General features: G+C 69.1%; 2 protein-coding genes and 1 pseudogene. 1 reads left to right on the plus strand and 2 read right to left on the minus strand.

The genetic code is table 11. The features are described 5' to 3' along the window. A partial coding sequence (locus ACFWF3_RS17970) for an FAD-dependent oxidoreductase (protein ID WP_379314525.1) occupies nucleotides 1–872 on the minus strand: 872 nt, incomplete at its 3' end. A 478-nt stretch (nucleotides 873–1350) separates the two neighbouring features. Here ACFWF3_RS17970 and ACFWF3_RS17975 point away from each other — a divergent pair. Then, nucleotides 1351–6813 (plus strand): carboxyl transferase domain-containing protein, encoded by a 5463-nt coding sequence (locus tag ACFWF3_RS17975; protein WP_379314526.1) that lies wholly within the window; start codon nucleotides 1351–1353, stop codon nucleotides 6811–6813. A 38-nt stretch (nucleotides 6814–6851) separates the two neighbouring features. On the opposite strand, the pseudogene ACFWF3_RS17980 reads toward ACFWF3_RS17975, so the two are convergent. Further along, nucleotides 6852–7204, minus strand: a pseudogene (locus tag ACFWF3_RS17980) (TetR family transcriptional regulator); the annotation flags it as partial.

Here is a 7204-nt window from a genome sequence, read left to right on the forward strand (position 1 = left end):
CCCGCCTGGTGGAGCACCTGTTCCACAGGGTGCTGGGTGCCCCAGGTGCCCGCGGCCAGGACGACATGTCGCGCCGACCGGGTGGCACGGTGTTTGCGGATCCAGCTCCCGGTGCGTTCGGTGTCGACCAGCCAGCTGCCGTCGGGTCGGGGCCGGATCGCGGTCACCGTGGTCATCGGCGAGACCACGGCGCCGGCCCGCTCCGCCAACCCGAGGTAGTTCTTGACGAGGGTGTTCTTGGCGCCGTGACGGCAGCCGGTCATGCATTCCCCGCACTCGATGCAGCCGGTGCGCGCGGGACCGACGCCGCCGAAGTAGGGGTCGGCAGCGGTCCGGCCGGGTTCGCCGAAGTACACCCCGACCGGGGTCGGGACGAAGGTGTCACCGACTCCCATCTCGTCGGCTACCGACTCGATGATCGTGTCGGCCGGAGTCATATGCGGATTACGCACGACGCCGAGCATGCGGCGGGCCTGGTCGTAATGGGGGCTGAGCTCGGCGTCCCAGTCGGTGATATCGGCCCACTGCCGGTCGCCGAAGAACGCCGATCCGGGTTTGTACAGGGTGTTCGCGTAGTTGAGCGAACCACCGCCGACCCCGGCGCCTGCCAGGATGAAGCAGTCGCGCAGGCGGTGAATGCGCTGGATGCCGTAGCAACCCAACCGTGGGGCCCACAGATACCGGCGCAGATCCCAGTTGGTCGCGGCGAAGTCCGCGTCCGCGAACCGGCGACCGGCTTCGAGGACACCCACGGTGTATCCCTTTTCCACCAGGCGCAGGGCAGTGACGCTGCCACCGAACCCGGATCCGACGATCAAGACGTCGTAGTCATAGGAAGGGGCGGCGGCGTTGCCGGAAGAGTCTGCTGACACGGACCCGACGGTAGAAGCCCGCGTGCCGACGCGACTGATTCGGCGCGCCGACTGGCAGAACTCACGATCTCGGGCGCGTAGTTATGGCACGGATGACAGCCGAAGGCCCGCCCGCGTCCCGCACCTGGTGGGACGGGTGGGATGCCACCTCGAATATGTTGTAGGTCAACATGATTGATAGGATTTCGCAGTGAGTGGATGGTCCGGGACCGCAGACCTTGGCCGTCCACTCACTCAGGGGAGATACTTGTTCAACCAGCGGGCATCGCGACGCCTGCCAGCGGTCATCTCAGCGCCTCCGGCCGCTCGCGTTCGTCAGGTTGTATGGTGCTCGGCGGCCGCTCGTGCCTTGGCTACGTGCCGGTAACCCGCGCACGGTGCTTGTATATGGGGCACGGGGGTGCAGACTGCGCACGGACCGGGAGTTGCAAATCTCACCCGCAGGACGATGTCCTGGGTAAATGGAAGGAGTCGGCGAGTGTTCAGCCGTATCGCCATCGTGAATCGGGGCGAGGCCGCTATGCGCCTCATCCATGCCGTCCGTGATCTGGCGGCGGCAACCGGGCTACCGATCGAAACCGTAGCCCTGCACACCGACGTGGACCGGAACGCCACCTTCGTCCGGGAAGCCGATATGGCCTACGACCTCGGTCCGGCCTCGGCACGCCCGTATCTCGATCTCAAAGCCCTCGAGAATGCCCTCGTGGCCACCAAGGCCGACGCGGCCTGGGTCGGCTGGGGCTTCGTCGCCGAGGATCCCGCGTTCGCGGAACTGTGCGACCACATCGGCGTCACCTTCGTCGGGCCGAGCGCCGAGGCGATGCGCAAGCTCGGTGACAAGATCGGCGCCAAGCTGATCGCCGAGGAAGTCGGCGTGCCGGTCGCGCCGTGGAGCCGGGGCGCGGTCGACACCGTCGAAGACGCCATCGAAGCGGCCACCGCGATCGGCTACCCGCTGATGCTGAAGGCCACCGCCGGCGGTGGCGGTCGCGGCATCCGCGTGATCACCAACGAGGCCGAACTCGTCGACGCCTACGAGCGCACCAAGCAGGAGGCCGCCCGCGCCTTCGGCAGCGGCGTCGTCTTCCTGGAGCGCCTGGTCACGGGCGCCCGGCACGTCGAGGTCCAGGTGATCGCCGACGGTCAGGGCACCGCGTGGGCGCTGGGCGTGCGCGATTGCTCGGTGCAGCGACGCAATCAGAAGGTGATCGAGGAATCCTCCTCTCCCGTGCTGAGCGCCGAGCAGACCGCCGAACTCAAGGGCTCCGCCGAGCGCCTGGCGATCGCGGTCGGGTACTGCGGCGCGGCGACCGTCGAGTTCCTCTACCACCCCGGTGACCAGCTGTTCGCCTTCCTCGAGGTCAACACCCGCCTGCAGGTCGAGCACCCGATCACCGAGCTCACCACCGGTTTCGACCTGGTGCACGCGCAGCTGCGGGTTGCCTCGGGCATCAAGCTCGAGGGCGAGCCGCCGGTCGAGCGCGGCCACGCCATCGAAGCCCGCCTCAACGCCGAAGACCCCGACCGCGACTTCGCGCCCGCCCCGGGCCGCATCGTGCGACTCGATCTGCCCGCGGGTCCCGGTATCCGCGTCGACACCGGCGTCAGCCAGGGCGACACGATCCCCGCCGACTTCGACTCGATGATCGCCAAGATCATCGCCTACGGCCGCGATCGCTCCGAGGCCCTCGGCCGGCTGCGCCGGGCCATGGCCCAGACCCGCGTCGTCATCGAAGGCGGCGCGACGAACAAGAGTTTCGTCCTCGACCTGCTCGACCAGCCCGAGGTCATCGACGCCAGCGCCGACACCGGCTGGATCGACCGGGTACGCGGCGAAGGCCGCCTGGTGACCCATCGGCACTCCACCGTCGCGCTGGCGGTGGCCGCGATCGACGCCTACGAGGAAGACGAGCGGGTCGAGCGGCATCGACTGCTCTCGACCGCGTCCGGCGGACGTCCGCAGGTGCAGCACGAGAGCGGACGGCCGCTGGATCTGAAGCTGCGTGGCGCGGGATATCGCGTGCGCGTGGCCCGGATCGGCGCGCACCGCTTCCGCGTCGGCATCGAGGCCGGTGGCGAATTGCGCACCGCCGATGTCGATCTGGAGCGTTTCGATCACCACACCGGCCAGATCGTCGTCAACGGCACGCGCTACCGCCTGATCACCGGCACCCACGGACCCACCCATGTGGTGGACGTCGACGGCGTGACCCACCGGATCAGCCGCGACGAGGGCGGTGTCGTCCGCTCGCCCGCCCCCGCGCTGGTCGTCGGCACGCCGCTCGAGGTCGGCGCCGAGGTCGAGGCCGGAGCGCCCGTGCTGGTGCTGGAGAGCATGAAGATGGAAACGGTGCTGCGCGCACCGTTCCGGGCCCGGCTGAAGGAATGCGCGGTCTCGGTCGGCACCCAGGTCGAAGCGGGCGCCCCGCTGCTGCGGCTCGAGCCGCTCGCCGACGACGACGAAGCCGCCGAAGCCGAGACCACCGGCACCGTCGAGCTCGATCTGCCCAGCGCGGCAACACCATTGCGCGCCCACGAGCGCGTGGCCCGCGGCCTGCAGGACCTGAGCAGCCTGCTGCTCGGCTTCGACGTGGACCCGCACGACGACCGCCGCGTCCTCGACGACTACCTCACGGCGCGACGCGAAGCCGTCGCCGACAGCCTGCGCCCGCTCGCCGAAGAGCTCGAACTGGTGCAGATGTTCGCCGATCTCGCCGAGCTGAGCCACAATCGGTCGGCCGACGACGATCACGTCCAGGGACACGTCCACAGCGCCCGTGAGTACTTCCACACCTACCTGCAGAGTCTCGATGTCGAGCGGGCCGGGCTCCCCGAGTCGTACCAGGCCAAACTCGGCACGGCGCTGCGCCACTACGGCGTCACCGAGCTGGACCGCACGCCCGACCTCGAAGCGGCGGTCTTCCGGATCTTCCTCGCTCAGCAGCGTCCCACCGACACCGTCACCGTCGTCACCGCGCTGCTGCGCGAATGGCTGACCGAGCCGATGCCCGACCAGGTGCTGCGCGAACCCGTCGGCCTGGCGCTCGAGCGTCTCGTCGCGGCGACGCAGGTGCGTTTCCCGGTGATCGCCGATCTCGCCCGCGGTCTGGTCTACGCCTGGTACGGCCAGCCGCTGCTGCGCCGCAACCGCGCTCGCGTGTACACCAACGTCCGTAAGCACCTGAGCTACCTGGACGCGAACCCGGCCGCCGACGATCGCGGCGCCCGGATCGCCGAAATGGTGCGCAGCACCGAACCCCTGGTGCGGTTGCTCGGCCAGCGGCTCGAGCGCGACAAGCCCGACCACACCTCGATGCTCGAGGTGCTGACCCGGCGTTACTACGGCAACAAGGGCCTCACCGGCGTCCGCACCGAACAGGTCGGCGACACCACGTTCGTCGTGGCCGAACGCTACGGTTCGACGCTGGTCTCGACCGCTGTCGGCTTCGACAAGCTCGACGCCGCACTGGACGGGCTCGCCGAACTGGCGAGCGGCGCCGTCTCCATCGACGCCGACATCTACCTCAGCTGGGAATCGCAGCCCGAGGACTTCGACGCGATGGCCGCGGCCCTGCAGGAGGTGCTGGGCGCGCACCCGGTACCGAATCAGGTGCACCGGATCACCGCCACCGTCGCGGGCAGCGGCGGTTCGGTCATGCACCACCACTTCACCTTCCGTCCGTCGGTGACGGGGATGGCCGAGGAACGGCTGATCCGCGGACTGCACCCCTACATCGCGCAGCGGATGCAGCTGGAGCGGTTGCGCAAGTTCGACCTCACCCGGTTGCCGTCCTCGGACGAAGAGGTCTACCTGTTCCGCGGCGTGGCCAAGGAGAACCCCTCCGACGAGCGCCTGATCGCCTTCGCCCAGGTCCGTGACCTCGCGGCATTGCGCGATCACGACGGCCGGTTGGTCGCCCTGCCCACCGCCGAGAGCGCCATCGCCACCTGCGTCGACTCGATCCGGCGGGCCCAGTCGCGGTTCCCCTCGGCCAAGCGGCTCAACACCAACCGCATCGTGATGTACATCTGGCCGCACATGGATGTCACCCGCGCGGAGCTCGAGACCATCGGCGGCCACGTGCTGCCGACGGCCGCGGGCGCCGGGCTCGAGGAGATCCTGCTCATCGCCCGCCAGCGCGATCCCGAGACCGGCGAGCTCACCAAGGTCGGCGTGCGGATCTCGTTCCGTCCCGACGGCGGATCCGAGGTGACGGTCGGCGAACGGACCGACGAACCCGTCGAGCCGTTGGACGAATACCGGCAGAAGGTGCTGCGCGCCGCGGCCCGCAACACCGTGTACCCGTACGAACTGACGTCGCTGCTGGGCGATTTCGCCGAATACGATCTCGACGCGAACCATGCGCTGGTGCCGGTCGATCGGCCCAAGGGCCACAACACCGCGGCGATCGTCGCCGGTGTGGTGACCACAGCGACCGCGCAGCATCCGCAGGGCGTGACCCGAGTGCTGCTGCTCGGTGATCCCACCAAGTCCCTCGGCGCGCTCTCGGAGCCGGAATGCCGCCGGGTGATCGCCGCGCTGGATCTGGCCGAGAGCCTGCAGGTGCCGCTCGAGTGGTACGCGCTGTCCTCGGGCGCGCGGATCTCGATGTCCTCGGGTACCGAGAACATGGACTGGGTGGCGGCCGCGCTCAAGCGGATCGTCGAGTTCACCCAGGACGGTCGCGAGATCAATATCGTGGTCGCCGGCATCAACGTCGGCGCGCAGCCGTACTGGAATGCCGAGGCCACCATGCTCATGCACACCAAGGGTGTGCTGGTCATGACGCCCGACTCGGCCATGGTGCTCACCGGAAAGCAGTCGCTGGACTTCTCCGGCGGTGTCTCGGCCGAGGACAACTTCGGCATCGGCGGCTACGACCGGGTGATGGGCCCGAACGGGCAGGCGCAGTACTGGGCGCCGAACCTGTCCGCCGCCCGCGATGTGCTGATGGCCCATTACGACCACACCTACGTCGCCCCGGGGGAGCAGGCGCCGCGTCGGGCCGCGACCGGCGATCCCGTCGACCGCGACATCTCGAGCTTCCCGCATGTGCTGGCGGACAGCAGCTTCGCCACCGTCGGCGAGATCTTCTCCGCTCACGCCAACCCGGATCGCAAGAAGCCCTTCGACATTCGCACGGTGATGCGGGCACTGGCCGACCAGGACCACCCGGTCCTGGAGCGCTGGGCCGGGATGGCAGACGCCGAGACCGCGGTGGTGCACGACGCGCACCTCGGCGGAATCCCGGTGTGCCTGTTGGGAATCGAGTCACGCAATGTGGCGCGACGCGGCTTCCCGTCCACCGACGGACCCGACACCTACACCGCGGGCACCCTGTTCCCGCGTTCGTCGAAGAAGGCAGCACGGGCCATCAACGCGGCCAGCGGTAACCGGCCGCTGGTGGTGCTGGCGAACCTGTCCGGCTTCGACGGCTCGCCCGAATCGATGCGCAAGCTGCAGCTCGAGTACGGCGCCGAAATCGGCCGTGCCATCGTGAATTTCGACGGCCCCATCGTGTTCTGCGTGATCTCGCGCTACCACGGCGGTGCGTTCGTGGTGTTCTCGAAGGCGCTGAACCCGAACATGACGGTGCTCGCGCTCGAAGGATCGTTCGCCTCGGTGCTCGGCGGCGCGCCGGCCGCCGCGGTGGTGTTCGCCGGTGAGGTGAAGGCCAGGACCGCGGCCGATCTGCGCGTGCGGGAGCTGGAAAGCCGGGTGGCCAATGCCGTCGGCACCGACCGCGCGACGCTGAGTGCCGAACTCGACGAGACACGGTCCTCGGTGCGCGCGGAGAAGCTGGGCGATGTGGCCGCGGAATTCGACCGCGTGCACAACATTCAGCGCGCGGTCGAGGTGGGTTCGGTGGACGCCATCGTCAGCGTCGCGGATCTGCGTCCGCGGATCATCGACGCGATCGAGGCGCGACTGCCCGCGTAGTACTCGGCGGACCGGGCTCGGTATTCGACCGAGCCCGGTCAGTCGGCGCCGTACAGGCGCAGAACCGACGATCGGAACTGCGTGGCCGCCGTGGCCGCGTCGACCCGGCCGCCACGCAGCTGCTGTCCCGCCGCGTGGCCGAGCGCGATCGTTGCGGCGACGAGCCATTCGGTGGACAGATCCGTCGTGAATTCTCCGGTCTCGCGGCCGCGCCGGATCAGCGCGTCGAGGTTTTCCTCGACCGGTACGTGGCGTGCGGCGTCGGCCGCGGAGTCGCTGTCGGAGAAGTCGAATCGCGTCTGTTCGGCCATCATCGTGGCGACGGCGGCGAGGAGCCGGTCGAGAGCCGCCGTGGCGGTGCTGGTGCCGAGGTCGGCGGCTTCCAGCACGT

The sequence above is a fragment of the Nocardia sp. NPDC060220 genome (genome assembly GCF_042727815.1).
Classification (GTDB): domain Bacteria; phylum Actinomycetota; class Actinomycetes; order Mycobacteriales; family Mycobacteriaceae; genus Nocardia.